Source organism: Bhargavaea massiliensis (assembly GCF_018390575.1).
In the GTDB taxonomy this organism is placed as follows: domain Bacteria; phylum Bacillota; class Bacilli; order Bacillales_A; family Planococcaceae; genus Bhargavaea; species Bhargavaea massiliensis.
This window is the reverse complement of the sequence record NZ_JAHBCJ010000006.1, coordinates 40,187-64,374: the sequence shown is the minus strand read 5'-3', so window position 1 is coordinate 64,374 and position 24,188 is coordinate 40,187. Positions and strand designations below refer to the sequence as shown.

Annotated in this window: 28 protein-coding genes and 2 pseudogenes; 19 read left to right on the top strand and 11 right to left on the bottom strand. The window is 51.7% G+C overall.

What is annotated here, in order from left to right; translation table 11 throughout:
* The first annotated feature begins 11 nt into the window (after positions 1 to 11).
* From metA to KHA84_RS10285, 3 genes are all read left to right on the top strand, one after another.
* Positions 12 to 920 carry a homoserine O-acetyltransferase MetA gene (gene metA, locus KHA84_RS10295; protein WP_213423439.1) on the top strand — a complete coding sequence of 303 codons (909 nt, stop codon included), beginning with the start codon at positions 12 to 14 and terminating at the stop codon, positions 918 to 920.
* Positions 921 to 939: 19 nt separating this feature from the next.
* On the top strand, positions 940 to 1,368 hold the full coding sequence (locus KHA84_RS10290) for a DUF1801 domain-containing protein (protein WP_008299579.1): 429 nt from the start codon (positions 940 to 942) through the stop codon (positions 1,366 to 1,368).
* Positions 1,369 to 1,446: 78 nt separating this feature from the next.
* Positions 1,447 to 2,196 (top strand): hypothetical protein, encoded by a 750-nt coding sequence (locus KHA84_RS10285; RefSeq protein WP_213423438.1) that lies wholly within the window; start codon positions 1,447 to 1,449, stop codon positions 2,194 to 2,196.
* 169 nt (positions 2,197 to 2,365) lie between these two features.
* Here KHA84_RS10285 and KHA84_RS10280 read toward each other — a convergent pair whose 3' ends face one another.
* Positions 2,366 to 3,109 (bottom strand): glycosyltransferase family 2 protein, encoded by a 744-nt coding sequence (locus tag KHA84_RS10280; protein WP_213423437.1) that lies wholly within the window; start codon positions 3,107 to 3,109, stop codon positions 2,366 to 2,368.
* A gap of 149 nt (positions 3,110 to 3,258) precedes the next feature.
* On the opposite strand from KHA84_RS10280, the gene KHA84_RS10275 reads away from it, so the two are divergent.
* The 5 genes from KHA84_RS10275 (at position 3,259) to pabB (ending at position 7,696) form a co-directional block, all read left to right on the top strand.
* Positions 3,259 to 3,762, top strand: coding sequence for a DUF1648 domain-containing protein (locus KHA84_RS10275; protein ID WP_213423436.1), 504 nt, complete (start codon positions 3,259 to 3,261; stop codon positions 3,760 to 3,762).
* Positions 3,763 to 3,779: 17 nt separating this feature from the next.
* A complete protein-coding gene (locus KHA84_RS10270) occupies positions 3,780 to 4,079 on the top strand; it encodes a TIGR04104 family putative zinc finger protein (RefSeq protein ID WP_213423435.1) in 300 nt (99 codons plus the stop codon).
* Positions 4,073 to 5,209 (top strand): M50 family metallopeptidase, encoded by a 1,137-nt coding sequence (locus KHA84_RS10265; RefSeq protein WP_213423434.1) that lies wholly within the window; start codon positions 4,073 to 4,075, stop codon positions 5,207 to 5,209. The genes KHA84_RS10270 and KHA84_RS10265 overlap by 7 nt, the downstream gene beginning before the upstream one ends.
* A 146-nt stretch (positions 5,210 to 5,355) precedes the next feature.
* Positions 5,356 to 5,952: an anthranilate synthase component II gene (locus KHA84_RS10260; RefSeq protein WP_213423433.1), complete on the top strand. Its 597-nt coding sequence runs from the start codon at positions 5,356 to 5,358 to the stop codon at positions 5,950 to 5,952.
* Positions 5,942 to 7,696, top strand: a complete 1,755-nt coding sequence (gene pabB, locus KHA84_RS10255) for an aminodeoxychorismate synthase component I (protein WP_213423432.1) — start codon at positions 5,942 to 5,944, stop codon at positions 7,694 to 7,696. The genes KHA84_RS10260 and pabB overlap by 11 nt, the downstream gene beginning before the upstream one ends.
* Before the next feature lie 132 nt (positions 7,697 to 7,828).
* On the opposite strand, the gene KHA84_RS10250 is transcribed toward pabB, so the two are convergent.
* A complete protein-coding gene (locus KHA84_RS10250) occupies positions 7,829 to 8,305 on the bottom strand; it encodes an S-ribosylhomocysteine lyase (RefSeq protein ID WP_213423431.1) in 477 nt (158 codons plus the stop codon).
* A gap of 172 nt (positions 8,306 to 8,477) precedes the next feature.
* Between KHA84_RS10250 and KHA84_RS10245 the strand changes: the two genes are divergently transcribed.
* A complete protein-coding gene (locus tag KHA84_RS10245) occupies positions 8,478 to 9,860 on the top strand; it encodes an MATE family efflux transporter (RefSeq protein ID WP_213423430.1) in 1,383 nt (460 codons plus the stop codon).
* Positions 9,861 to 9,951: 91 nt separating this feature from the next.
* Here KHA84_RS10245 and KHA84_RS10240 read toward each other — a convergent pair whose 3' ends face one another.
* The 3 genes from KHA84_RS10240 to KHA84_RS10230 are packed head-to-tail and all read right to left on the bottom strand — an operon-like array spanning position 9,952 to position 12,206.
* Positions 9,952 to 10,884 carry an aldo/keto reductase gene (locus KHA84_RS10240; RefSeq protein WP_213423429.1) on the bottom strand — a complete coding sequence of 311 codons (933 nt, stop codon included), beginning with the start codon at positions 10,882 to 10,884 and terminating at the stop codon, positions 9,952 to 9,954.
* 52 nt (positions 10,885 to 10,936) lie between these two features.
* Positions 10,937 to 11,731 carry a cytochrome c oxidase assembly protein gene (locus tag KHA84_RS10235; RefSeq protein WP_213423428.1) on the bottom strand — a complete coding sequence of 265 codons (795 nt, stop codon included), beginning with the start codon at positions 11,729 to 11,731 and terminating at the stop codon, positions 10,937 to 10,939.
* Positions 11,721 to 12,206 (bottom strand): DUF2243 domain-containing protein, encoded by a 486-nt coding sequence (locus tag KHA84_RS10230; protein WP_213423427.1) that lies wholly within the window; start codon positions 12,204 to 12,206, stop codon positions 11,721 to 11,723. Before KHA84_RS10230 ends, KHA84_RS10235 begins: the two co-directional genes overlap by 11 nt.
* A gap of 162 nt (positions 12,207 to 12,368) precedes the next feature.
* Between KHA84_RS10230 and KHA84_RS10225 the strand changes: the two genes are divergently transcribed.
* The 3 genes from KHA84_RS10225 (at position 12,369) to KHA84_RS10215 (ending at position 13,655) form a co-directional block, all read left to right on the top strand.
* Complete coding sequence (locus KHA84_RS10225) at positions 12,369 to 12,938, top strand: TetR/AcrR family transcriptional regulator (protein ID WP_213423426.1); 570 nt, start codon at positions 12,369 to 12,371, stop codon at positions 12,936 to 12,938.
* A 64-nt stretch (positions 12,939 to 13,002) separates the two neighbouring features.
* A complete protein-coding gene (locus KHA84_RS10220; protein ID WP_213423425.1) occupies positions 13,003 to 13,341 on the top strand; it encodes a DMT family transporter in 339 nt (112 codons plus the stop codon).
* A complete protein-coding gene (locus KHA84_RS10215; RefSeq protein ID WP_213423424.1) occupies positions 13,341 to 13,655 on the top strand; it encodes a DMT family transporter in 315 nt (104 codons plus the stop codon). The genes KHA84_RS10220 and KHA84_RS10215 overlap by 1 nt, the downstream gene beginning before the upstream one ends.
* A 70-nt stretch (positions 13,656 to 13,725) precedes the next feature.
* On the opposite strand, the gene KHA84_RS10210 is transcribed toward KHA84_RS10215, so the two are convergent.
* Positions 13,726 to 14,988, bottom strand: coding sequence for a glutamate-5-semialdehyde dehydrogenase (locus KHA84_RS10210; protein WP_213423423.1), 1,263 nt, complete (start codon positions 14,986 to 14,988; stop codon positions 13,726 to 13,728).
* Positions 14,985 to 16,109, bottom strand: coding sequence for a glutamate 5-kinase (gene proB / locus KHA84_RS10205; protein ID WP_213423422.1), 1,125 nt, complete (start codon positions 16,107 to 16,109; stop codon positions 14,985 to 14,987). Before proB ends, KHA84_RS10210 begins: the two co-directional genes overlap by 4 nt.
* Positions 16,110 to 16,269: 160 nt before the next feature.
* On the opposite strand from proB, the gene KHA84_RS10200 reads away from it, so the two are divergent.
* The 7 genes and pseudogenes from KHA84_RS10200 (at position 16,270) to KHA84_RS10175 (ending at position 20,412) form a co-directional block, all read left to right on the top strand.
* Entirely contained in the window at positions 16,270 to 16,542 is a 273-nt protein-coding gene (locus tag KHA84_RS10200; protein WP_236823244.1) for a hypothetical protein, read from the top strand.
* Positions 16,543 to 16,657: 115 nt separating this feature from the next.
* Entirely contained in the window at positions 16,658 to 17,077 is a 420-nt protein-coding gene (locus KHA84_RS10195; protein ID WP_213423421.1) for a MarR family winged helix-turn-helix transcriptional regulator, read from the top strand.
* 63 nt (positions 17,078 to 17,140) lie between these two features.
* Positions 17,141 to 18,325 (top strand): MFS transporter, encoded by a 1,185-nt coding sequence (locus KHA84_RS10190; protein WP_213423420.1) that lies wholly within the window; start codon positions 17,141 to 17,143, stop codon positions 18,323 to 18,325.
* Positions 18,326 to 18,695: 370 nt separating this feature from the next.
* Positions 18,696 to 18,970: pseudogene (locus tag KHA84_RS15615) on the top strand (transposase); the annotation flags it as partial.
* Positions 18,968 to 19,244, top strand: a pseudogene (locus tag KHA84_RS15610) (transposase); the annotation flags it as partial. The pseudogenes KHA84_RS15615 and KHA84_RS15610, both read left to right, overlap by 3 nt.
* A 370-nt stretch (positions 19,245 to 19,614) precedes the next feature.
* Entirely contained in the window at positions 19,615 to 20,034 is a 420-nt protein-coding gene (locus KHA84_RS10180) for a carbonic anhydrase (protein WP_092098660.1), read from the top strand.
* Positions 20,035 to 20,058: 24 nt separating this feature from the next.
* Positions 20,059 to 20,412: a nuclear transport factor 2 family protein gene (locus tag KHA84_RS10175; protein ID WP_213423419.1), complete on the top strand. Its 354-nt coding sequence runs from the start codon at positions 20,059 to 20,061 to the stop codon at positions 20,410 to 20,412.
* Between the two features lie 337 nt (positions 20,413 to 20,749).
* Here KHA84_RS10175 and KHA84_RS10170 read toward each other — a convergent pair whose 3' ends face one another.
* From KHA84_RS10170 to mnmH, 4 genes are all read right to left on the bottom strand, one after another.
* Complete coding sequence (locus tag KHA84_RS10170; RefSeq protein ID WP_213423418.1) at positions 20,750 to 21,166, bottom strand: universal stress protein; 417 nt, start codon at positions 21,164 to 21,166, stop codon at positions 20,750 to 20,752.
* Positions 21,167 to 21,327: 161 nt separating this feature from the next.
* Positions 21,328 to 22,086 (bottom strand): ABC transporter permease, encoded by a 759-nt coding sequence (locus tag KHA84_RS10165; protein WP_213423417.1) that lies wholly within the window; start codon positions 22,084 to 22,086, stop codon positions 21,328 to 21,330.
* Positions 22,083 to 22,814, bottom strand: a complete 732-nt coding sequence (locus KHA84_RS10160; protein WP_213423416.1) for an ABC transporter ATP-binding protein — start codon at positions 22,812 to 22,814, stop codon at positions 22,083 to 22,085. Before KHA84_RS10160 ends, KHA84_RS10165 begins: the two co-directional genes overlap by 4 nt.
* A 289-nt stretch (positions 22,815 to 23,103) precedes the next feature.
* Positions 23,104 to 24,186, bottom strand: a complete 1,083-nt coding sequence (mnmH, locus tag KHA84_RS10155) for a tRNA 2-selenouridine(34) synthase MnmH (protein ID WP_213423415.1) — start codon at positions 24,184 to 24,186, stop codon at positions 23,104 to 23,106.
* Positions 24,187 to 24,188: the final 2 nt, after the last annotated feature.

Below are 24,188 nucleotides of genomic sequence, written 5' to 3'. Positions count from 1 at the left end.
GGAAATCGGACATGCCGATCAACATACCGAAAGACCTTCCTGCCGCAAAAAAGCTGAAGGAAGAGAAAATATTCGTCATGGACTCGGACCGGGCTGTTTCCCAGGACATCCGTCCTCTGAACATCCTGATCCTGAATCTCATGCCAGAGAAAGAACGGACAGAGCTCCAGCTGCTGCGGCTCCTCGGGAATACGCCGCTGCAGGTGAATGTCACGTTCATGACGATGGCGAGCCATCAGTCGAAAACAACGAGCAAGTCCCATCTGGATGCATTTTATGTCACGTTCGATGAAATCAGGCATCGGCGGTTTGACGGAATGATCATTACGGGTGCGCCAATCGAACATCTGGATTTTGAAGAAGTGAACTATTGGAGCGAACTGGCGGAAATCTTTGAATGGTCGGACCAAAATGTCACCTCACTCCTGAACATCTGCTGGGGCGCACAGGCCGCGCTCTACCATTTCTATGGAATCGGAAAGCGGCCGCTTCCCCAAAAGTGCTTCGGGGTATACAGGCATACCATTTCGGACCCGACTGTCCGGCTGGCACGCGGATTCAATGACCTGTTCGTCGCGCCCCATTCACGCTATACCGAGGTGGATTCGGAAGAAATCCGGAATCATCCGAAGCTTCAGCTGTTATCCGAATCGGACGAGGCGGGTGCATTCATCATCGTATCGAAAGATGAAAGGCACATCATGATCACCGGACACCTGGAGTACGATGCGGATACGCTTGCGATCGAATACCGGCGGGATCAGGATAAGGGCCTGGGCACAGCCATCCCCGAGCATTACTTCCCGGACGACGACCCGGAGAACATCCCGCTCAATACGTGGCGCTCCCATACGTTCCTGCTGTTCTCGAACTGGCTAAATTATTATGTGTACCAGGAAACGCCATACGTCTGGGAATGACCGGGGAGGAGAAGTCCGAATGTATGAGCAGAAAACGAAACCGACCGACAGCAGTGTCATCGAATTCATCGAGCAGATCGAACATCCGCGGAAGAAAGAGGATGCCTATCGCCTCCTCGATTTATTTGCAGAGACGACCGGCAGGGAAGCAGTGATGTGGGGTCCCAGCATCATCGGATTCGGAAAATATCACTATCGATATGCTACGGGCCATGAGGGTGACGCGCCGCTTGTCGGGTTTTCCCCGAGAAAGGCGAAAATCAGCCTTTATGTGACAGTCGACAATGCGGAACGGGAAGAACAGCTTTCGCGATTGGGAAAGCATACGTCCGGCAAAGCGTGTGTGTATGTCAACAAACTCGATGACATCGACCAGAATGTCCTGAAGGAGATCATCCGGAGCTCGATCGGTTTTCTAGAGAAGACATATCCCGATGGCATCGAATAAAGACAAGGAATCTGCTGACGTGCAGGTTCCTTTTTTGTCGTGGGGGTAAAGTAAGAGCGGACAGCAGGAGGGATGCAGATGAAAAAACAATGGTGGCTGCTGATGTTCATCCTCTTCCTGCCTGGGTGCGGAGGAGAAGCTGATCAAGAAAATGGAGGCGAAGCCGGAGAGGAGCTGATGGGCGAGCTTCTTGGTACCATCTCGGAAGTGGACTCCTATGAGCTGGCTGTTGAGATCAAGGCAGAAACCGCGGACGGGAAGCAGGAAGCGACCTCGGGAAAGGTCAAAGTGGCAGACTTCGATATGCCGGAGTTGCACGCTGTCTATGAGAGGATGCCCGAAGTGGTTTCTCGGACGAATACATCCTCACTTGAATACTATCAGGCCGGGGAACGGCTTGTGATCAATCTGGGGGATGGATGGACAAACAGGAGTACTGAAGATATCACTGCTGATGATCTGCCTTCGGTCAGCTATATGGACATTGTACAGCTGCTGCGTGAAGTGGAAGGGGAATTGGGGACCGATCATGCAGAGGATCGTCTTGTCTATGAAGGAGACAGCCAAAAGGTGTTTGAAGCATTTAAGAAGACACTGTCCATCTCATTCCGGTCGATCCGGCCGGAAAAGGCAAGCAGCCGGCTTGAGGTCCGTCTGGACGGCAATACTTCGATGATGAAAGATTTTTACTATACCGTTACGGGTTCGGAAAAGGGACAGACCGAAACTATCAGTTATCAGCTGAATTACCACCGGATCAACAAGGTGGAGGGTATCGATATCCCTGGGGAAGTACTGGACGAGATGAGCGGGACGACCACTCACTGATGCAAGGTTTCCCGGGTGGATATTCGGGTAAATAGAGAGTATAGAATATGTTCCTCTGCAAAAGACGCCCACGGCAAGCAGCCGCGAGGCCTCTTTTGTGTATGTGCGTTGCATCTCCACACTTGATACAAAAAAGCCTGCCGAATTGTCGGTCAGGCTTTTCCGGCTTTCAGGTGTCCTCGGCAACTTTCCGTGTTGATGGATTTTCATAGAGTGAACTTCCACTAAAGTAGCCCGTAATGATTTTCCTGAAGATCCGGAATGAATCAAGGACAGGGCGGTAGTGGGAACTGGCATTGTGATCCAGGTAGATGGTCCGGATGTCCACTTCACGGATGTCCACCTCTTCCCGTACCGCGTGGATCAGCGTGTTCATTTCAAAATCATACCGGTCTCCACGGATCGTCATGAGCCATCTGAGCTCTCTGCGCGGGATTCCCCTCAAGCCCGTCTGGGTATCTTGCAGCCGCCTGCCGAATAATAGCCGGAACAGCCGGGAGGTCAGCCTGTTTCCAATCAGGCTTCTGGAAGGGATGTCGGGGTGGACAAAGTCCCTGACCCCGAAAACCAGACCCCGGATCGACCCGGCTGTTTCCCTGGCAACTTTAATCACATCTTCGACGGCATGCTGCCCGTCGGCATCGGCAGTCACGACCTGGGCGACTTCTTCACATTCCTCAAGAACATGCCTGAACGCTGTTTTCAGTGCGGCTCCCTTGCCCAGATTCCGTTCGTGTATAAGTACGGTGCAACCTTCCATGCTGCGAATCGATTCAAAGACCGGTTTCGAATAAAGTGCGCTTCCGTCGTCAACCACAATGATCAGGAAATCTCCTTGTTGTCTGAGCTGCCGGATATAGCCCGGCAGGCCGCGATCCGGATTATAAGCGGGAATGATGATTGCCTGATTCATGTTCGTGCCTCCTTCCGGTTACATGGTTACTGTCCTATACCCGTTTTCACGGCTGTATACAAAGGATCCGAAACTTCCGTCAGACCGGCCATGAAAAACTTGAAACCGTAAGGGGATGTCGACCGTAAATAAAAGCAGGGGTGATAAGCGTGAAGACCTATGACCGTCCGAAGATGGACATTCCGAAAACCCTATTTGAACGCATGATGGACGGAGCCGCGATAGGCGCATTTGTTTGGATCGTCGCTTATCTGGTGTCTGCCTGGGGGATTTTGCCGGCAGAAATTCCGGCCCATTTCAATGGGGCAGGTGAAGTCAACCGCTGGGGATCCAAATGGGAACTTGTGATGCTGCCCATCATCGCGGGCCTGCTCTGGATCGGGATGACGCTCCTTGAGAAATACCCGGAAAAGCATAATTACATGGTAGAATTGAATGAACATAACATCGAGTTTCAGTACCGCAATTCCAGAATGATGCTAAATGTCCTCAAGAACCTGGTCGTGCTGGTCTTCGTTTATCTGAGCTACCAGATAACTCAAGTGGCAACCGGCGAAGAAATTTCACTCGGAATCGGATTTCTTCCGGTTTTCCTGGTGCTCATGTTTGCTCCAATGATTATTTTTATGATCCGGTCATTCCGCAACCGGTAACGAAAGGAGGGGCCGGCATGCCCGTCTGTGCAAATTGCCGTCATCACTGGTCATTCAGGGAGACATTGCGGGCAATGTATACCCTGAAACCGACGATGACCTGTCCAAACTGCAGAAAGGAACAGCATCTGACTGCCGCCTCCAGAAAACGGGGAGCTTTGATGCCGTTTCTGGTTGTGATCCCCATGCTGATCAATATGTTTTTCGATTTAAACTGGCTGGCTGTGATCGGGGAAATGCTGATGATTGCAGTCATATTCAATTTGGTTTACCCGAGGCTGATTGACCTCACTGAAGAAGAGGAACCGATATGGTAACGGAAACCCGGGATAAAGCGAAGGGGCAGAGGAAGAAAAGCCTCGGACAGACATTGGCCGGGCTTGGCATCGGCATTGTTCTATGGCCTGTATTCCTCCCTTATCTGTTTATCCACGAACCGGTGATCGACCTTCAGAGTACAGTGATTATCCTCGCGGCCATTGTCGTCAGTGCGGTGCTCGCCCTGATCATCCACGAATTCGGGCATGCAATCGCCGGAGCTGCATCGGGCATGACATTCATGAATATGAGCATTGGTCCGATCGTCCTGATCCGGTCGGGCGGAAAAAAACGGATCGTTTTTCAGAAGCCTGCGCTCGGTTACCTGGGACGTGCCATGCTGCGGTTTCCTGAAGGGGTATCTGGACGGGAGATGGAGTCACGGCTGAAACGCTATGTGGCCGGAGGACCTGCGGCGAATCTGGCAGTGGCAGCCTTTTCGGTTGTGCTCGTTTACACGATTTTGCCATCCGGTGTTCTGCTGACCTTTGCCATTGTCAATCTCCTTCTGGGAGCAGCAAACCTGATTCCGACCGACAGCAAAGGAATGATGACGGACGGAAAGCATTTGTCCATGCTATCAGGTAAAACGCCGGGCAAAGAACTGGTGCTGATCAGTTACCGTCTGATGCAGGAAGATGCGGAAGGCACAGATTGGAGCCCGGAAACAGTTGCTGAAGCAGAGGAACTGATCAGGCTGCAGCCTGATCATCCGCTGACGCCGGCCTTGTATGCGTCACTGTCCCCCTATTACATACCTGAAAACCTGTCAGTAGCCGAGGTTCTGGGCCGCGGAATCGCATTCCGCGAACGGGATCAGAAAATCGATCCCCTGCAGGACATGGCAGACATCGCGATGGTCCATGTGCTTTATGCTGCCGGCAAGCTCGCTTCCGAGCCGGAAATCCGAACGAAGCTTGTTCAGATTGGTAATGCCGAAAAGGTCACCAGGCTGTTCCGCGATGCTTACTTGGCATACTTGGATGAGCAGCCCGGGCAGCTCAGCAACTGCCTGGATGAGCTTGAACGCGTACTTGGCCAATGGCATTCGCTGTATCTGGAAGGAATGTATGAAAAAGGACGCGTTCTTGCATTAAGACAGTTTCTCAATGATCCTCACCATCAATGAGCAGAGCACGCCAAGGATAAACCGGCCGGACGGATCCCCGCAAGCAGCAGTTGCTTGCGGGAATCCATCCGGTTTCTTCTATGTACGTGAAGAGCGGGGGCGATTATACTGGGGAAGATACGGAATAACGATAATGGAGAGAAGCAATGATACTGGTAATTGATAACTTCGATTCGTTCACTTTTAATCTTGTCCAATACCTGCGGCGCATCGGAATGGAAGTTTCAGTACGCCGGAATGATGAATTGACCACTGAAGACGTCCGGAAAATGGCACCCGAGGCGATCCTAATCTCTCCCGGCCCGGGGAATCCGGATACTTCAGGCGTCTGCCTGGAGATTGTCCGCCGATTCCATGAAGAGATTCCCATCCTCGGCGTCTGTCTCGGACAGCAGGTGATCGCCCGAGCATTCGGCGGTACCGTCGGAAAAGGCATCAGTCCGGTTCACGGCAAAACTTCCCCGATCACACATGATGGCTGCGGTGTATTCGCGGGACTTCCTTCACCGCTGAGGGTTGCCAGGTATCACTCCCTGGTGGTTGAGGAGAAGACACTTCCGGACTGTCTAGAGGTATCCGCCAGAACAGCAGAGGGGGAGATCATGGCGATCCGTCACAAAGTGTTTCCGGTAGAAGGCGTCCAGTTCCACCCGGAAGCCCTCCTTACTGAGAGGGGTCTGGATATGCTGAGGAATTTCTTTTTGCGGGTGAGCAGACCGGAGGTGATCCGCCATGCAGAATGACGGACAACAGCCTGTTTTATCATTTGAGTATGTATCTGCTGACGGGACAGTGGTCCCTCGTACATTCCGAAACCCCATGAAAGTGATCCGTGCTGAACAAGTTGATGAAGTGATTCCCGCACTCCGGAGTGTCCAGGAAGCTGTGGACGCCGGCTGGTATGCCGCCGGTTTTCTCTCTTACGAAGCAGCACCGGCCTTTGATCCGGCTTATCGGGTAAAGGGGGGGCATACGATGCCGCTCCTATGGTTCGGAATTTTTGAGGAACCTGAGTACAGTGCTCTTCGCCCGTCCGGACCATTCGAAGTTTCGGATTGGAAGCCGGATACCGGGGAGCAGGCATACAGAGAGGCTATCGGGACCATCAAACAGGCAATCGGGTCAGGAGAGACCTACCAGACGAATTATACAATCAGTTTGCTCAGCCAGTTCCGGGGAGATGATGTCGCGCTGTTTGAGCGCATGAAACGCGCACAGGCCTGCAGCTACAGTGCATACATCAACACGGGCGAACATGCCGTGCTGTCCGCGTCCCCAGAACTGTTCTTCCGGATAAAAGACGGTCGCATTACGGCCAGGCCGATGAAGGGCACAGCCAAAAGAGGAAAAACATCCGAAGAAGATTATTCCCTGGCACAATGGTTGGCCCATTCCGAGAAAAACCGTGCGGAAAATGTGATGATCGTCGACCTTTTGAGAAACGATCTTGGCAGGATTGCCAAGACGGGAAGTGTGGAGGTTCCAAAGCTTTTCGAAATTGAGCGCTACCCGACTGTGCACCAGATGACTTCGACGGTGGAGGCGGACCTGGAGGCGGGATCAGACCTGATTGATGTATTTGGCGCGCTATTCCCATGCGGATCCATCACAGGTGCGCCCAAAGTCAGCACGATGGAACTGATCTCAAAGATCGAACAGGCTCCAAGAGAAGTTTATTGCGGTGCCATCGGGTTCATCACCCCGGAGAGGGAGGCCGTGTTCAATGTCCCGATCCGCACGGTCGTCATTGACCGGGTATCCGGGAATGCCACTTATGGGGTAGGAGGAGGCATTACATGGGATTCGACAAGCGAAGAGGAATACGGAGAAATCCTGGCCAAGTCGAGCTTTCTTGAACTGGACCGGCCGGAGTTCAGCCTTTTGGAAAGCCTCTTGCTCGAGGATGGTTGCTATTTCCTGAAAAAGGCGCATCTCGACCGGATGTCCCGCTCCGCAAGATACTTCGGTTTTCCGTTTGACCGGGAATCAGTCTCAGAAAAGCTGGAACAGATGGCGGACAAGCAACCGGAAGGCCACTACAAGATCCGCTGCCTGCTTGGGAGGGACGGGTTGCTGTCCGTTGAAGCTCAGGAGATTGCTGCCACACCGAACCTGCCCGAAGTGACACTCGCCGATCGTCCTGTCGACAGGGAAGATCCGTTCCTTTACCATAAAACGACGCATCGTGCGGTTTATGAGGAGCACGCAGTACCCGGCAGTTTTGATGTACTCCTTTGGAATCAGGACGGGAAACTGACCGAGTTCATCAATGGCAACCTGGTGCTGGAAATTGGTGGCCGGCGCTGGACGCCTCCAGTGACCGCCGGACTGCTTGCAGGCACTTACCGTGAGGCTCTGCTCGAACAAGGCATCATACGGGAAAGAGAGCTGGACCTGTCCGACCTGGAATCATCCACAAGAATGTGGATGATCAACAGTGTCAGGAAATGGGTGGAAGTCCGTCTCGTGAATAAACTGAAGGGGTAGATGGAACAGGGGCCATGCGCAACGACGATCATGGTGTCGCTGCTGCTTCCCAACAGGGAAGAGCCTGCGCTCAGTGCATGAACCCAACAAAGCACAAAAGGAGACTCCATGGCGGGAGTCTCCTTTTAGAATTCAGTTTACGGGCTCTGCGAATTTCCGTTCGAATGCATCGATGCTGATTCCGGAATCCAGGACCTGCTTGGAATATTCTTTGGCGGCGAACAGGGAGTGGTCGCGGTAGTTTCCGCACTCCAGTGCGGAAACGGCCGGTACAGTTTCTGTTTCAATCACTTTTTCAAGTGTCACCTTCAGTGCACGTGCGATATCCGCAGGATCGTGCTCATCCCAGATAATCATATAGAAGCCGGTCCGGCATCCCATTGGAGAAATATCGACGATCCCTTCGATTTCATCCCTCATATAGGTGGCGAGCAGGTGCTCAAGTGTATGGACCGCCGACGTCGGCATGGCGTCTTTGTTGGGCTGGAGGAAACGGAGGTCATATTTCTGAAGCGATGCGCCTTTGGTGTGCTGTTCCGTGCCTGCCAGCCGGACATACGGGGCAATCACTTTGTTATGGTCGAGAAGAAAGCTTTCGACTTGTGCCATCGGGCCATCATCCTTTCCTGAATCATTTCCTACTTATCATATCAGACTAAAAATACAAAATAAACCATCTAAACTTTCCAGGCAGAAACCGAGTTGAAGTGGTTCCCAATACTGATCCGGCGTGGTATGATATTTCCTGTTTTGATTCTAAAAAAAGGAAGAAGGAAATGCGATGTCTGCGACTGCAGTTGGCGGTCAGGAAAAAAAGCTGAGCCTGTTTCATCTGACGTGGCCGATTTTTCTTGAGTTGTTTTTGTTCATGCTGATGGGATTGACCGATACCTTCATGCTGAGTTCGCTGTCGGATGATGCGGTCTCCGGAGTCGGAGCTGCCAACCAGTATATTCATATCGCAATCCTGGTGCTTGAAGTTGTCGGGAACGGAGCGGCGATTGTCGTCTCCCAGTACCTCGGTTCCAAGCGATATATAGAAGCCGCAAAAATTTCCGGTTTGGCGGTCTCGCTGAACCTCCTCGTCGGTCTGGGACTCAGTGTCATGTTTATGTTGTTCACGAATCGGCTGATGACCGCAATGAACCTCCAGGGAGAGGTGCTGGCCCACGCAGAGGCCTACTTGTCGATTGTCGGCGGTGCCATCTTCCTGCAGGCCATTATCAATTCCCTTGCTGCCGTGATCCGGGTGCACGGTTTTACGAAGCAGACGATGTTCGTCTCTCTCGGGATGAACATCATTCACGTGGTCGGCAACTATGCCCTGATTTTCGGGAAGTTCGGTCTTCCCGAACTCGGCGTGCAGGGTGCCGCGATTTCTTCCGTCGGCAGCCGGCTCATTGCCGTTTTCGTCTTTTTCTGGCTGTTGTACAGGGTGATGGAGTATAAGGTCGAATTCAGGTATTACATTACCTGGACCCGTTCATACATTACAAAAATCCTGAACATCGGGCTACCTAGCGCGTTCGAGCAGATCTTGTATCAGGGATGCCAGCTCGTCTTCCTATACTATGTAACGCATCTCGGCACAGAAGCGCTTGCCGCCCGGCAATATGCGGTGAACATTTCGATGTTCAGCTATCTGTTCGCTCTTGCAATCGGCCTCGGTACTTCAATCATCACCGGGCGCCTTGTCGGGGCGGGGAACAAGGATGAGGCATATAAAGGGCTGTGGAGAAGCCTGAAATGGGCATTCCTGTTTACAATCATCATGGTCGCTGTTGTCATGACGTTCCGTTATCCGCTGATGCGGCTCTTTACGGACAATGAGTCAATCATCGAGCTGGGGGCTTCGGTTCTCCTCCTGGCCTTCCTTCTGGAGACCGGCAGGACGTTCAACATCGTCATCATCAACTCCCTGCGTGCATCGGGCGATGCCAAGTTCCCGGTCCTGATGGCGGCACTTTCGATGGTCATGATGAGCCTCCCGCTCGGTTACTTCCTCGTCTTTGTGATGGACCTTGGTCTCGTCGGTGTCTGGCTTGCAATTGCAGCTGACGAATGGACCAGGGGGATTTTCATGGCCCTCCGGTGGAAAAGCCGTGCCTGGGAACGGCATGCCCTCGTCGATGATGACGTGCCGCCAGCCCCTGAACTTGCCTGACGGAAAGAGGGTTATTCAAATTTTATAACTATAAAAACAGCAGCCGGTTCCTGCAAAAGAGGAACCGGCTGTTGTATTTCATATTGAGGTTTCATCTGAAAATCGATTCGATTTCGTGACGTTCGTCTTCTGAAAGGTGCACTTCAAGCGTCTTCAGGTTGTCGAGCACCTGCTCGGCACGCTTGGCACCCGGGATGATCGAATCGATCGGCCCTTTTCCGAGATAGTAGGCAAGGACGATATGTGCAATTTCCGCATTGTGGGCTTCAGCGATCGGACGCAGCTTGTTTACGCGCCGTACATTTTGTTTGAACGTCTCTCCCTGGAAGCGTGCCTGGCTTTTCCGGAGGTCGTTGAATGTCTCATTGCCGCTGTACTTCCCGGCAAGGAGGCCTGCGGCGAGCGGGTAGTAAGGGACGAAAGAAATGCCGTGCCCGGATGTGTACGGGAAGTATTCTTCTTCTGCGCCGCGTTCAAGAAGATTATATTCTCCCTGAAACACATCCACGTAGCCATCCTGGTTGGCTTCCTTCAGTTGTTCCGGGGAAAAGTTCGAGACGCCGATCGCACGGATCTTGCCTTCGTCCTTCAGTTCTTTCAGCGCACCGACAGCTTCGGCTTTCGGTGTATCCTCATCAGGATAGTGGATATAGTAAAGATCGATATAGTCTGTCTGGAGGCGCTTCAGGCTCTTTTCCACTTCTTCTCGGAGGAAGGCCGGGGAGTTATCGACGACAATTCCGTCCCCGGTTTGGCGGTGTGCCCCTTTTGTGGCAAGCACCAGCTCCTGCCGTCTTCCGGATTCACGTACGACTTCACCGACAAGTTCTTCCGAACGGCCCATGCCGTAGATAAATGCAGTATCCAGAAAATCGATGCCATGGCTGATTGCCGTACGGACAAGTTCCTTGCCTGTATCTTCATTCAGATTCGGATAGAGGTTGTGTCCGCCGACCGCGTTTGTACCAAGGCCGATTGGGTTTACGCTAAGCCCTGATTTTCCCAAGTTAACCTGTTTGCTCATGTACGCCATCCCCTTAATCTGTTGGATTACCTACTCAAGTGTAGGGCAGACGTTAAGAGGATTCAATTTTTTGATATTGATGCCGGGGAGCAGTTGACCGATACCAGCTGCGGAACAGCAGGATGATGATGACAAGATCCACCAGGTCACCTCCGTAATACATGAGCATGGCGCCTTCGCGGACCTCGTCGGGTGGAAAACCGGGCAGCGGCTCTGCATAGATGAATTTGCTCAGAATGCCGTGTGCCGCAAGTGCGAAAATGAAAACAAGCGTCCGGAACAGATGGCTGCTCGGATGAGGGGCAGGGTCAATATAAATCATCGAGATTGTGAACAGATACCCCGCCGCAAATACATGGAGGTGGATGAGCAGGTAAAGCCAAAGGTGATGGTGCATCAGCTGGAATAGGGGAGTGGCGTATAGCAGCCAGAGTCCCCCGATGTTCAGCACGGACGCTGTGATGGGATTCCGGTAAAATCGGGCGACAGGATGCCGGAGCATTTTTGTCACCCTCCTGGCCGCAGTGACAGGGAGTGCACGGAGAAGAAGAGTGACAGGGGCAGAGAGGGCAATCAGGAGCGGAGCAAGCATCCCGAGGAGAAGGTGGCCTGCCATATGAAGGCGGAAATCGTGGTGGGCCGCCTCTGCAAACGGTCCGGCAAAAACGAGCGCCGCCATCAATGTTCCGGACAGCCACAAAATCAACCTCCAAGCCGGCCAGTGCTTTAGCCGCCTGATCCTGTTGGTCCGGAGCATCAGGGTAAAGTACCCAACCGCTCCTGAAAGCGCGAATAACACGACCAGAACCTGCAGGACAGGGGGCAGGAAAGGCTGCTCATGATGCAAGCGTCTCGCCTCCACTTACCCTTATATTGTCTTTCTTGGCACTGCGGATCAGGAGAAGCCCCGCAATGATCATGATGACGGCAGTGATGTTCCAAATCAGGTCGTATGGCAAAATATCAACGTTGTAACGGATCTGATGAATTCTCATCAGCTTATGCTGGATGATGCCGTCATACAGCTGGAATCCGCCTCCCCCAAGCAGCTTGCCTCCCCAGAACATCTTGTGCCAGAACGCATGGCGGCGCATCAGGTCTGCAACCAGATAAAGGCCGCCCACTGTGGCGAACCAGCTGAATGCATGGAAAAGTCCATCTGAAATCAGGCCGACGGACGTCGTCGATTTGTCGTAAAACTTATGCCAGTGAAGCAATTGGTGGAAGATGGTTTCATCGATAAACGCGACAAACCCGAGGCCGAACAAAATGCCGGCCCACAAATTCTTTTTACGATGGCTATATCTGTGATCAGGTGACATGGATAAATGCTTCCTCCTCTCCGGTGGCGACAGGGAAGTATAAGACAAGTATTGCCTTGTATGGATGCGGGTAAACCGGTGGCAAGGTTGACAATGATCAAGCAGCAAGATAAAATGAATGATATTCAGTCATGCGTAAAGTGATGATCATCTGGAGGTGGGTTGGTGGATAAACGTGAACGGATCATTCAGGCTGCCGTTGAAGTATTCCGGGAAAATGGCATAGAGAAAACGAAGATTTCCGATATCGTGAAAAAAGCTCAGATTGCCCAGGGGACATTTTATCTGTACTTTCCATCCAAGCTTTCCGTCATGCCGGCCATAGCCGAAAAAATGGCCGCGCGGATGGAGGAGGCAATACGGCAAAGTGTAAAGACAGATCGGGAATGGACCTTACAGCTGCAACAAATGATCAGTGCCGTTTTTACCGTTACCGGTGAGTACCGGGATGTCTCCACTCTCGTTTATTCCGGACTTTCTGCGACAGAGCATGTTCGGGAGTGGGAAGAAATCTACAGCCCTCTTTATGAGACGGTCGCTTTAGTCATTGAGGAATGGGAAAGAGCAGGGGAGATCCGGAATATAAATCCAAACAGGACCGCAAAGCTGGTGATTGGCCTTGCAGAATCAGCGGCAGAGCAAGTCTATCTGTTTAATTCGTTTGACGCGGAAGAGGAAAACAGACAAAAAGAAGCTGTACTTGAATTTATCACTCACGCTTTACAATCGTAAGGCGTCAATTTTTTGCTTACAAATGAATGATAGTCATTCAGTTCTAAAAGGAGGCTTTCGCAGAATGAATAAATCATGGTTTTATGTACTGCTCACTTGTACGTTTGAGCTTTTGTGGGTGTATGGGTTCAGCACTGCGGACAGATGGTGGCATTGGGCTATAATCGTCGGAATCATTGTCATTGACTTTCATTTTCTCGCAAAAGCGTGCGAGCAGTTGCCGACAGGTACGGTCTATGCGGTTTTCGCAGCGGCAGGGGCTGTGGGAACTGTGTTGATGGATGTGTATTTGTTCGGGGGAACGATGAACGGAGCCAAGCTGTTCTTTATCCTATTGCTCGTGGCAGGTGTGATCTTTCTTAAGATGGCTGATGGAAAAGAAGAAAAGGAAGTGAGAGCGTAATGGGCTGGATGTTCGTGGCAGTTGCCGCTTTTTTTGAAGTGCTTGGTGCAGTCGGTTTGAATTTGTACAGCAAAAAGAAAAACAGGGTGAATCTGCTGATGTATGGCGGAGGATTCGGATTATCGTTCGCTCTCCTGTATCAATCATTTGCTTATCTCCAGTTAAGTGTAGCTTATGCGGTCTGGGTGGGCCTCGGAACAGCGGGAGCCGTCGTGCTGAATATGCTGCTGTTTGGCGAATCCAAGAATTTGCAGCGGATTCTCAGCCTGCTTGTCATAGTCGCGGGTGTGGTCGGTTTGAAAATGGTGTCATGAAAAAGCCTGCTCCGTTTATTGGAGCAGGCTTTTGTTTGTCCTGCAGAAATTTCGCTTTGGGTGGCGATCATTATTTGCACTGACCGTTGCCTGAAATCAATGTCTTCACAGAAGTGAGAGCCGGGAGGCCCATTGGTCCGCGTGCATGGAGTTTCTGAGTGCTGATTCCGAGTTCGGCACCGAAGCCGAATTCGAAGCCGTCAGTGAAGCGGGTGGAGGCGTTGTGATAAACGGCAGCGGCGTCCACGCCGAGCTGGAACTTTCTTGCTTCCGGAGTGCTTGCCGTCACAATGGCTTCCGAGTGCCGGGTTCCGTACGTATTGATGTGAGCGATCGCCTCCTCAGTGGAAGAAACAACTTTAACGGCGACTTCAAGGTCAAGGTATTCCAGTCCCCAATCCTCGTCTGTAGCGACAAGTACACCGTCAGCGAGGGTGACGACTGCTTCATCACCGTGGACGACGACCCCTTCCCATTGGAGGGCAGCGACGAGGTCGGCAGTGTGTGGCCATTTCTCGTGAATCAGGATTTTCTCCGCAGCATTGCATACGGAAGGGCGCTGCGTCTTGGCGTTCACCGCGATACTGATCGCCACCTCTTTATCTGCGGATTCATCGATGTAAACGTGGCAATTCCCTGCACCTGTCTCAATCACAGGAACGGTCGCATTGTCGACCACGGTCCGGATCAGGTTTGCGCTGCCCCGTGGGATAAGTACATCCAGGACATCGTCCATCTTGAACAGCCGGGCTGCTGTCTCGCGGCTCGTGTCTTCCACAAGCTGTACGGCCTCTTCCGGGAGTCCGGCCAATACGAGGGCTTCTCGGATGACACTTACGAGAGCCGTGTTTGAATGGATGGCAGAAGAGCTGCCTCTTAAAATCACCGCATTTCCTGTTTTCAGGCAGAGGGACGCCGCATCAACCGTGACATTCGGCCGTGCCTCATAGATGATCCCGACCACTCCGAGAGGGACACGCACGGTAGCCAGCTTTAATCCGTTTGGCCGTTCCCATTCTTCCAGAACCTGGCCGACCGGATCAGTGAGACCTGTCAGGTCGATCAGTGCTTCGGCCATTTCTTGGATGCGTGTTTCGTCCAGCATCAGGCGGTCAAGGAGAGAGTCGGATAGCCCTGCTGCACGTCCGGCTTCCAGATCCGCACGGTTCGCATCGAGGATGGACGGCATGTGGTTCAGGAGTCCTTGGGAAATGGCCTTTAGTGCCTGATTCTTGACTGATGTCGGTAGCCCGCACATAACAGAAGCCGCTTCCTTTGCCTTTTTCCCTTTGACCTGAAGCTCATCGGCTTGTGTAATCTGTACGTTCGTCATCGAACCGCCTCCTTGGTTTTTAGATGGATCCACCGGTTGCAGTGGATGACTTCAGGTGTGGTACCGCCGGAAATCTCCATGGCTTCATCTCCTGTTTTACCGATGATTTTGCTGATGGTGTCGGCGGGGTAATTCACCATGCCTCTGCCAATCAGTTCGCTGTTCTCATCCAGGACATTGACTACTTCGCCTTGTTTGAAATTGCCGTTCACAGAAGTGATACCGACGGGGAGGAGGCTGGTGCCTTTTCCGGCAAGAGCGCGTGCTGCACCGCTGTCCACTATAATGCTCCCAGCAGGCACTGAGCAAAGGGCCATCCAGCGCTTGGAATCTTTGCCGGACATAAGTGATGAGATACCGATATAAGTGCCGTCGCCTCGTCCTTCCACGATATCGGTGAGTTTTTCGGGTCCATCTCCCGTCCCGATGAAAACATGGACGCCCAGGCTGCCCGCCGTCCTGGCAGCAAGCACCTTCGACCGCATTCCGCCGGTACCGACCGAAGATCCCGCGCCAGAAGCCTGCCGGAGAAGACCCTCATGGATTTCTGGGATGAAGGTGTATTTTTTGGCATCCGGATCGGTGTTCGGATTACCGTCATAGAGGCCGTTGACATCAGTGAGAATAGCCAGGAAATCCGCATGGACAAGTCCCGCAACGAGTGCGGAGAGCATATCATTGTCTCCGAACGTAATTCCTTCGACCGACACTGAATCGTTTTCGTTCACAATCGGCAGGGCCTCCCTGTGAAGAAGTTCTTCAAGCATTCTCCCGGTATTGTGGAAGCGTTCCTTCCGCATCAGGTCCTGCCTGGTGAGCAGCAGCTGTGCAGTTACAATGCCGTGGCTCCGGAAGGCATCGGTATATGCCTGCATCAGCAGCCCCTGACCGACTGCAGCAGCGGCCTGTTTGCCGGCGGTCGTCCCCGGGCGGGCGGCATACCCCAAATCCCTGAAACCTGCCGCTACGGCACCGGATGACACGAGGACCACTTCATGGCCGGTCTTCCTGAGCAAAGCGATGGCAGCCGCATGCTCCTGGACCTTCGGTTTCGACAACCCGCCGCGTGTATCTGTCAGTGAACTGCTGCCGATCTTGACGACTACCCGCCTTTTTTTCATCCGAAAACGCCCCCAATGCGAATGTTAAGAATGATTATGCAACATTTTAGATATTTAATCAATAACGAATTGGCGCAAAAATTATTTGCCTATCGATTGATGAAACTTTTCCTTTGTATAAATCGTAAGCTTTAAAAACAGTCAGAGGGAGCTGGTGATGATGCCGGAAGCAATTTTTATTGTAATGATCGTGATGACGATTCCGCTTACTGCAATTATTACCGATCATAAGAGAAGGATGGCCGTGTACCAGGCAGACAGGCTCCAGGACGAAATTGAACTTGAGAAACTAAAACAGCAGAACTTTATTGCCGAAACGGAAAAGATGAAACTTGAGCTGGAAAAGATGAAGTTGGACTACACGGCTGATTTTCCGGTAAATAAAGCTCCGACCGGGACCGTACGAATACCTGATGCAGCGGATGGCAAGTAAGCATCTGCTGTTTTTTTGATTGTCTGAACCCTCGGCACGGAAAGAAGTCTTTACAGGAAAAAAGAGACTATGATAATATTAGTTAGCGAAACTAACTATTTGCATGGAGGGTTCTATGGGACTGAAACCACATCAGGTGTTTTTCAGAAGGTACACGGACCTTTATCGGCCATTTATCCAAAAGACTGCGCATGTTCTGGCAAAAGAAGGGCTGACTGTGCCGCAATGGTCGGCTCTCCGTCTGATTGCAGAACATGAAGAAATGACACCGGCGGAGCTTGCGGCACGTCAGTATGTAGAAAAGCCGACCGTCTCCAGAACGGTTCAGCAACTAATGGAGATTGGACTGATTGAAACCATGCCGGGGGAGGACCGGAGAGCAAAGAAGATCCTGCTGACCGGTTACGGACACCAAGTCTACGTGAAAGCGTCCTCGGCTATTGAAAAGCTGGAACGGGAAGTGATTGGTGACCTTTCTGAGCAGGAGCTGAAAGCCATGTCCGGACGCTTCATGGAGATGCGCCGCCGCCTATAGTTGCAGGCGCTTTTTTGTTGGGGTATTTCTTTTTTGATCTGTAAGAGTAGAAAGAGGTTGTTTATGCAAAAACATAAGCTTTGGACAAGAGATTTTATTTTCTCATCACTTATTAATTTCTTCCTGATCATCGTGATGTATCTGTTGATGGTTACAATCGGTCCATTTGCGGCGGACAGGTTCGGGGCTGATGCCGGCACGGCCGGTCTTGTTTCCGGATCTTATATCATCGGGGCGTTGATGGCGAGGTTTGTTGCGGGCCCTCTCGTCGAAAAAATCGGGAATAAGAAAGTCCTTCTTGCCGGGACCCTGCTTTATGTCATTGCCGGCGCCACCTACTTCCTGGCATTTAACCTGCCGTTGCTTCTTTTGATTCGCTTTATCCATGGCATGGGGATGGGAGTCGGATCCACCGCAACGGGCTCGATTGTTGCCCGGGTTCTGCCCCCTGACCGCAGAGGGGAAGGGATTGGATATTACAGCCTGAGTAGTGTTCTCGGCGCTGCTTTGGGTCCATTTCTGGGAATCTTGCTCGCGAAGCACCTGCCGTTTACGGTGCTCTTCCTGTTTTGTACGGTCCTTGCCCTGCTCTCATTCCTTCTGGCTTTGATGATCAAAGTGGACGGGGACTTGGAAAACATCGGGCAAAGGGAAAAGGAGCCATTCAGCATCTGGTCGGTTGTCGAGAAAAACGCACTTCCGATCGGTCTGGTCACTCTGTTTATCGCCATCGGGTATGGCGGAGTGCTGAGTTTTATTATGTTCTACGCAGAAGAAATGGATCTGGTTACGGCTTCAAGTTTCTTTTTCCTCGTCTACGCCATTACGGTTCTGTTGTCACGTCCATTCACAGGGAAACTGTTGGACTTGAAGGGCGGGAATATCGTGATCGTGCCTGCACTTCTTTTGTTTGCATGCGGCCTGTTTTTGCTGAGTGAATCGGTCACAGGTTTTATGCTGCTCGGAGCAGGTGTGCTGATCGGCCTTGGTTTCGGAAACTTCCAGTCAAGCGCGCAGGCCATTTCGGTCAAAATTGCCGAACCTCACAGGATGGGGCTTGCTACGTCCACTTTCTTTATCTTTCTCGATTTTGGTGTAGGATTCGGCCCATACATTCTTGGAAGCCTCGTACCGATCGTCGGCTATTCCGGGATCTATAAGCTCCTGGCCGGAATTGTCCTGTTCGCACTCGTCTTGTATATGATGGTTCACGGGATGAAAGAACACAGGGAGAAAAAGACTGCTTAAAGCACGAAGGATGCCCATTAAGGCATCTCAGACTGTAGACAAAGTGAGTGGATTACTCCTTTGTCTGCAGTTTTTTGTTTTCCGGAGAATCCTCCGGATTTCCGCTGCGGGCCCGAGCTTACCGCGGGCGTTGCCTTAGCCGGCGCCAGTACGAAGACTGGCGTCTGTGCGCATCGCGAAGCGTTGCGCAACATCCTGCGGGGTCTTCGGCTAACGCTTTTCCCGCAGGTGTCTCGGGCCCTCCGCTACAATCCGCCATACGGCTGATTGAGGCAAACGGTTCCTGTTTATATAATCGAGTTAACAGACTACAAAACGGGTGATAAATAAGCTGTCAAAATCGAATGGTTCCCATCGTGATCAACTGGAAATGGTTTCGCTGGACGAGATGGTCCCTGAGGACCACTTGGTCAGGAAGCTTGAGAAGGCGATCGACTTTTCGTTCAATTACGAGACTGAGAGGATCTGTATTCGGACCGTGGCCGTCCCAGCATCGATCCGGTTGTCCTCATCAAGCTGCCATTTCTCCAATACACCTTTGGCATCCGTTCGATGCGCCGGACAATCGAAGAGGTCAATACGAACGTGGCTTACTGCTGGTTCCTGGGTTTCGGCTTCTATGCTAAGGTGCCTCATTTTTCGACGTTGCTTGCTCAGTGCACGCAGAGCCAGAACCATGTAAAAGTCATCACCCGGCATATCTGGCAGGACTACCTCGATCATGCAGAAGCCATCCGGCTCACCCCGGAAAACAAAGAAATATATACAAGGCGGAAAGAGACCGTGGAACGCGGTTTCGGAGATGCCAAGGAAAAGTGTGGCATGCGATGGACAACCCTTGCAGGAGATGCTTACTTTTGCTGCCTTGAACCTGAAGAGATTGGCCAATTGGACTTGGAAGTCACCAGAACCGGCCTGACGGCCGGACATCCCAAGGGATTTCGAGGGAAAAAACACGCACAATATCCACGTGAATGACAAAACGGATCCAGAAAATTTCTTCTGGGTCCGTTTTGTCTACAGTCTGGGATGCCCATAAAGGCATCTTTTTTGTTTTCCGGAGACGGAATCGGTTGAATCATGTATAATCGCTTAAAGCCGGAGGACGGCCCTGTTGCTCAAGGGTGAACCGGCCGTGCATCCCTGCCTTCTGAACCATGACAAATGAACGATTTCGACAAAATTCGAAACTTATGGCATCAAAGGAGAGGGAAAATTGATATTCTATAAATAGTTTTAATGATTACTCGGATCGTGCCATCCGGCCGTTCCGGAAACGGAGGAACGTCATGGTGAAAAATGAATTCGTAACAGCGATCAACTGTATGGACGGCCGTGTTCAGGAACCGGTCCTAAACTGGATGAAACAACGCTACAATGCGCTTTATGTGGATATGATCACAGAAGCCGGACCGAATAAATTACTTCGGAGCGACAATAAAGTGCTGATTGAGAACATCTATGACCGTGTCCGTGTTTCAACTGACCGTCACGGATCCCAGTATATCGCCATTGCAGGTCACCATGACTGTGCCGGATATCCGGTAAGCGCTGAGAAGAAGAAAGGCAAAATCCTCGATTCCGTAGAACTGATTGAATCGTGGGATCTGGGCTTTAAAGAAATCGCAGGACTCTATATTAATGATAAATGGGAAGTTGAAATTGTATGCATCAAGACCGCTGATCCTGCCGTAGAGGCTGAGGCCTGATCGGTCTGGAGGCTGAAAGCTGGTATGGAAGAACTGACCGCGCACATCCTGAAGTTGGAACAGTCACTGCTGGACACCTCAGTCAGAAATGATCCGGATCGTTTCGGCCCATTGCTGGATGATTCCTTTTTTGAATATGGAAAGTCCGGCAGGCGATTTTCGAAAGCGGATTGTCTGGCAGACGGAACGCTTGGAAGCGTAAACATCCGCATCCGTCAATTTTGCCTGCACCGAATTGGCGAACGTGCGGTTCTGGCCGTTTATCGGACAGAGGACATGGAAACCGGAAAAATGGTAAACCGGAGTTCGATCTGGGAGTCAGACGGAATTACCTGGAAGATGAGGTTTCACCAGGGGACACCGGTACCGGTCAATTAGCGAAGAAGAAATGGCGGAATCGTGAAAAAGTCAGGCTCCGCAGACACTCCATACACAAATTTAGCAATGAGTATCTGTCACAAAATCCGGGTATGGGGTACAATGTAAAATGAGGGGTTACGCCCGGATGAAGTTATTGAATTGGTGTTAAGGAGGAACTGCCTTGAATTACATGGGAGATACTTTACTTCCGATTCTGATCATCGTATCGATTGTTGCATTTATCGGCATCATCGGTCTTGGGATCATGAAAAACTGGCGCTGATCAGATACGGCAAAAAAACGGGAGCTGCAGATTCGTTCTGCAGCTCCCGTTTTCATTTTCGGAGAGAATGGTTCATTTTATGATCATCACCGGGCAGTCTGAACGTTTCATGACTTTATGGCTGACACTTCCGAGGACCATTTCCTGAAGCGGGTTCAGCCCACGGCTCCCAATGACGAGCAGATCGAAAGAATGGGCGTTTGCATGGGAAACGATCGCCGGGCCCGGTTCCCCGTGAAGGATATTTACTTCGTACGGGACTTGGCTCGTTTTCAGTGTCTCTTCAGCTGGGAGGAGACGCTGTCTTCTTTGAATCTCCAGTTCAGAACGGCCTCTTGCATGCAAAACGGCCTCTTTCGATTTTGAGAAGTCGGCCACATAGGCAATTTCTACGGCGCCATTCATCGCCTTCGCAAGTATGGCGGCATGTTCGGCGGCCCGGATTGAATGGTCTGAGCCGTCAACCGCCAGAAGTATTCGCTTGTACACACAATCTCCTCCTCTGTCTCTGGCAGGACTGCTATAGTATCTTCCCTAAGCGTTGGCACTTCACACCGGAGCATGATCCTATAGGGAAAAGTTTCCGCCCGGCAGCAAGAAAATGCTTCCTTTAAGTACGTGAGACTTCTTGAACGGGTGTGGGCAAGAGATCAATTGTTTATCTGCCTGATCATCTGCATCCGTTCATTAAACAGGGACGGGTAGGAAAGGAAGCCGAGAAGAATGCTTGAAACAACAGCGGTTGTCAGAAGAAGAAACAGAATCAAAAGCTGAAACTGGACTGCCTGTACCGGATCGGCACCGGCAATGATCTGGCCGCTCATCATACCGGGCAACTGGACGAGCCCCATCGTTTTCTGGCTTTCGATCGTGGGTATCGTACTCGCCTTGATGGCATCCGTCAGCTGCGTATGAACGGCCTGCTTCGGTGTGCCGCCCAGGGAGAGAATCAGTTCCGTCCGGTTCCGGTGCGTCTCCATCTCAGAGGTGAAACGGTTCAGGAATAGGATGGAGAGGACCATTGAATTCCCCACGACCATGCCGCTGATCGGAATGATATACTGTGCGGTTGCCGGCACGATTCCGAAACCTAGCAGAATCCCTTGTGTTAGCCCTTCAACCGCAATGATCGTCACGGTAATCTTCCACAAAATCCCCGGAATGGCTTTGCCCTTTTTCGATGCATTGTGGACCGCGGCAAAAATCATAAGAGCGATCATCAGCAGCATGTAGATATAGCTGTCAGAGTCAAAGACGAACTTCAAGATATAGCCGACCGCGAACAGCTGTATGATTGACCGGACTGTTGCGGTGAGTGTATCTTTTTCCAGCCCGAGATTCAGAGTCCGGGAAAGCAGCAAGGGGATCAGGACGAAAATAAGCGTCAGCGACAGGGCAACCGGGCTCATTTCAGTTCCCCCCTTACGAATTGTCGTACCCGTTCATCGACGGGGTCTTCAAGGATCCCGCTTTCTCCGGTCTCGACCAATTCCCCGGCGATCAGCACCCAGGTGTAATCACCGATGGAAGTGGCCTGCTCAAGATTATGAGTGATCCAGATGATCGTCGTTCCGTATTTCTCGTTGATACGTGTGATGAGTGACTCGATCTCGCGTCGTGATCCACGGTCGAGTGCAGAGGTGATTTCATCCATCAGCAAAATATCGGAGTGATTGACCAGTGTCCGGGCAATTGATACTTTTTGCCGCTGCCCGCCTGACAGCTCGGTTGCTTTTTTGTGGAGATAATCTGCCGGCAGGCCAACGTCCTCAAGCCAGGAAACGGCATCTGTTTCGGGAAGCTCCTTTTTCTGAAGCCGGAGCGGCAGGGACAGATTGTCATAGACGGACCCGTTGACCATAGGGGCATCCTGGAGCGCCATTCCGACTTTTCTCCGGAGCGCTGTCGGTTCCATGGATCCGATGGGCCGGTCTTCCACAAGGATCTCTCCTCCTGAGTCCGGGGTGAGGAGGCCATTGCATAATTTGAGGACAGTTGTTTTTCCCGCTCCTGAGGGGCCGACCAGCGTTGTAATTTGTCCTGCGGGAAAGGATCCGGTAATGGGACCGATAATCGGATTTCCATCAATTGAATATCGGACATCTTTAAAGTGGATGGCCGGTTCATATGTTCTCACAAGGCATCGCTCCTGAAACCTAAATTAGAATAATAATAATGTATAGCAGTTCTGCTCCGGATTAAACCGATAACTATTAGAGGGGAATACGCGGCAAGTTTAACTTCATCATTCGAACCGTCAGTTTGCATTTATAAAAGCCGAGTGCCTGAATGACGAAATCACGGAGCTGAAAGATGAAATTTGAGAGGCGTATGACGAAACCGGTAAAGATCCCGGCAACTTCCGGAGGCCGGACAAGAAAAAGCAGGCGGGAAGATGGTTTTCCCGTCTGCTTTTTATCAGTTTCTTAATTCGTGTCCTGCTCCGCGGCGGCTTCTCCTGCCGAGACCTGTCTGCCAATACGTTGGATCTGCTGCCGGACTTTCCGGTAGGCGTCATCCATATTGTCCGCATCGATGAAAATCTGACGCTCATCGTTTTCATCCAGGCCTGCGGAATGTTCGTAGCGCGGGTCATAATAATACTCCAGAAGAAGAAGGAATGCTTCCCGGAAACGGTTTTCGTCAAGGTGATTCCGGATCTCCTTGGCAATGGGCGTATGGATTCTGCGCTCGATTTTGGAGAAGGCTTCAATGAATTTTTCGGGATAGGCTTCGGTATCATAATCGTTCAGGATATTCTGCACGCGTTCTTCAATCGGCAGGCGGAGGAACAGATGCAGTCCCTCATGCTTTTTGCGGTCGAAAAACTCGGGAAGAACAACTTTCCCGATTCTCCTGCTTTCCCCCTCGATGATGACATAGGGCGCGTCTTCATATTTCTTCATGGCACCGACCAGGAGGGCTTCAAATTTCTTTTGGTTGCTCGGCTCCATGCCGATTGCCCCGAAAATGGAACCGCGATGTCCGGCCATTCCCTCCAGGTCCATGACGGGGAAGCCGTCTTTTTCCAGACGGTGGAGGATTGCTGTTTTGCCTCCGCCCGTGTATCCGTTTAATACAATGAGAGGCGGGCAGAATTTCGCCTGCTCAAGCTCGGAAACTACCCACTGGCGATAAGTACGGATGCCGCCGATGAGCCTGCTGGCACGCAGGCCCATCAGGTCTGTCATCGTCGCGGCGGTTTTGCTCCGCATTCCGCCGCGCCAGCAGAAAACGGTAAACGGCCGGCCAAGGCCGCGGAATTCATCAACGAATTCCGGCAGTTTGGCGGAGAAAATCTCCAGTCCACGCTTCATAGCGGCTTGCTGGCCCTCTTGCTTGTAAATCGTGCCGACTTCCGCCCGCTCTTCATTGTCGAAAATCGGGATGTTGATGGCGCCGGGCATCGTGCCCTCGGCGTATTCCTTCGGAGAGCGCACGTCCACGAGGGCGTGATTGCCGTTCTGCCGCAGTTTAAATAATTCGTCGAGTGTAAGTTCTCGCTTCATGA

Bases quoted from the DNA above. Each gene is read 5' to 3' on its own strand.
- metA (WP_213423439.1), top strand. From the start codon at position 12: ATGCCGATCAACATACCGAAAGACCTTCCTGCCGCAAAAAAGCTGAAG.
- KHA84_RS10290 (WP_008299579.1), top strand. From the start codon at position 940: ATGTATGAGCAGAAAACGAAACCGACCGACAGCAGTGTCATCGAATTC.
- KHA84_RS10285 (WP_213423438.1), top strand. From the start codon at position 1,447: ATGAAAAAACAATGGTGGCTGCTGATGTTCATCCTCTTCCTGCCTGGG.
- KHA84_RS10280 (WP_213423437.1), bottom strand. From the start codon at position 3,109: ATGAATCAGGCAATCATCATTCCCGCTTATAATCCGGATCGCGGCCTG.
- KHA84_RS10270 (WP_213423435.1), top strand. From the start codon at position 3,780: ATGCCCGTCTGTGCAAATTGCCGTCATCACTGGTCATTCAGGGAGACA.
- KHA84_RS10265 (WP_213423434.1), top strand. From the start codon at position 4,073: ATGGTAACGGAAACCCGGGATAAAGCGAAGGGGCAGAGGAAGAAAAGC.
- KHA84_RS10260 (WP_213423433.1), top strand. From the start codon at position 5,356: ATGATACTGGTAATTGATAACTTCGATTCGTTCACTTTTAATCTTGTC.
- pabB (WP_213423432.1), top strand. From the start codon at position 5,942: ATGCAGAATGACGGACAACAGCCTGTTTTATCATTTGAGTATGTATCT.
- KHA84_RS10250 (WP_213423431.1), bottom strand. From the start codon at position 8,305: ATGGCACAAGTCGAAAGCTTTCTTCTCGACCATAACAAAGTGATTGCC.
- KHA84_RS10245 (WP_213423430.1), top strand. From the start codon at position 8,478: ATGTCTGCGACTGCAGTTGGCGGTCAGGAAAAAAAGCTGAGCCTGTTT.
- KHA84_RS10240 (WP_213423429.1), bottom strand. From the start codon at position 10,884: ATGAGCAAACAGGTTAACTTGGGAAAATCAGGGCTTAGCGTAAACCCA.
- KHA84_RS10230 (WP_213423427.1), bottom strand. From the start codon at position 12,206: ATGTCACCTGATCACAGATATAGCCATCGTAAAAAGAATTTGTGGGCC.
- KHA84_RS10220 (WP_213423425.1), top strand. From the start codon at position 13,003: ATGAATAAATCATGGTTTTATGTACTGCTCACTTGTACGTTTGAGCTT.
- KHA84_RS10215 (WP_213423424.1), top strand. From the start codon at position 13,341: ATGGGCTGGATGTTCGTGGCAGTTGCCGCTTTTTTTGAAGTGCTTGGT.
- KHA84_RS10210 (WP_213423423.1), bottom strand. From the start codon at position 14,988: ATGACGAACGTACAGATTACACAAGCCGATGAGCTTCAGGTCAAAGGG.
- proB (WP_213423422.1), bottom strand. From the start codon at position 16,109: ATGAAAAAAAGGCGGGTAGTCGTCAAGATCGGCAGCAGTTCACTGACA.
- KHA84_RS10200 (WP_236823244.1), top strand. From the start codon at position 16,270: ATGCCGGAAGCAATTTTTATTGTAATGATCGTGATGACGATTCCGCTT.
- KHA84_RS10195 (WP_213423421.1), top strand. From the start codon at position 16,658: ATGGGACTGAAACCACATCAGGTGTTTTTCAGAAGGTACACGGACCTT.
- KHA84_RS10190 (WP_213423420.1), top strand. From the start codon at position 17,141: ATGCAAAAACATAAGCTTTGGACAAGAGATTTTATTTTCTCATCACTT.
- KHA84_RS10180 (WP_092098660.1), top strand. From the start codon at position 19,615: ATGGTGAAAAATGAATTCGTAACAGCGATCAACTGTATGGACGGCCGT.
- KHA84_RS10175 (WP_213423419.1), top strand. From the start codon at position 20,059: ATGGAAGAACTGACCGCGCACATCCTGAAGTTGGAACAGTCACTGCTG.
- KHA84_RS10165 (WP_213423417.1), bottom strand. From the start codon at position 22,086: ATGAGCCCGGTTGCCCTGTCGCTGACGCTTATTTTCGTCCTGATCCCC.
- mnmH (WP_213423415.1), bottom strand. From the start codon at position 24,186: ATGAAGCGAGAACTTACACTCGACGAATTATTTAAACTGCGGCAGAAC.